This is a genomic window from Vibrio sp. 10N.222.46.A1 (genome assembly GCF_041473595.1).
GTDB classification, from domain to species: Bacteria; Pseudomonadota; Gammaproteobacteria; order Enterobacterales; family Vibrionaceae; genus Vibrio; species Vibrio tasmaniensis_A.
Genome location: NZ_JBFRSN010000792.1, coordinates 1 through 818, shown reverse-complemented (window position 1 = coordinate 818; position 818 = coordinate 1). Strand labels below are relative to the sequence as shown.

At 35.6% G+C, this 818-nt stretch carries 1 pseudogene; it reads right to left on the bottom strand.

The annotated features are described in order from the left end of the window. Nucleotides 1-738, bottom strand: a pseudogene (locus tag AB4496_RS20200) (hypothetical protein); the annotation flags it as partial. Between the last annotated feature and the right edge of the window lie 80 nt (nt 739-818).

The following is an 818-nucleotide window of genomic DNA, read 5'->3' as shown; positions in this document are numbered from 1 at the left end:
ATATTTATCTACTCTATTAGAGTAATTATCATTAATCAATCTATATGCTAATTTGTGGAAACTGTTTTTATATAATTCAACTGTTAATTCTCCAAAATGTTTATATTCATAATTATAAATCTCATCATTATCACCTCGGATTATTTTTTTAAGCTTTAGTAGTGATGCGTCTGTTTTATCAATTGCTTTTGAGTAGACACCCATCAAAGTGCGATCGGACTCTTCCATCTTGTTGATGACCCCAGCCATTTTTATATCACCATAAATTGCAATCCCTTCAGCGATGAGAACACCTATAACTGGGTTTATAGCTTCCGCAATTGACTCGGAGAAAATTGAGCCGATAACTTCCCCTGCAATTTCCGGTGCTATGTAGGAGCCCAAAAGAACGGCACCACCAGTGATTTCATCAGCATTTTTATTTTCTATGCCGTCAAGCAATTCTAATCCACCACTTACAACGGCAATAGCTCCACCAATTTTCTCTGCCAACTCCATTGCTCCGGTTTCAAATTCTGGTATAACCTCACCAATTTCTTCATTAGTAATCTTTTGGCCAATGGGAGTTTCTTTTTCTGATATCGGTGAGATGTCCTCTTGAAAATCATCAACCTCTTTTTCAAGAGTTGTAGTTTTACATGCTTCCCCCTCATCCAAAAGAAAATAGAAAGAGTTAGCACTATTGGCAAATAATACCGCTCCGATTGATAGTCCAATAGTGCTTATTTTAAACTTCATTGTCCATTCCCCCGCCTAAAATATGATTTTTTGAAAATTTTTATGGAATTAAAAAATTGGTAAAACTGACAATAGACTCT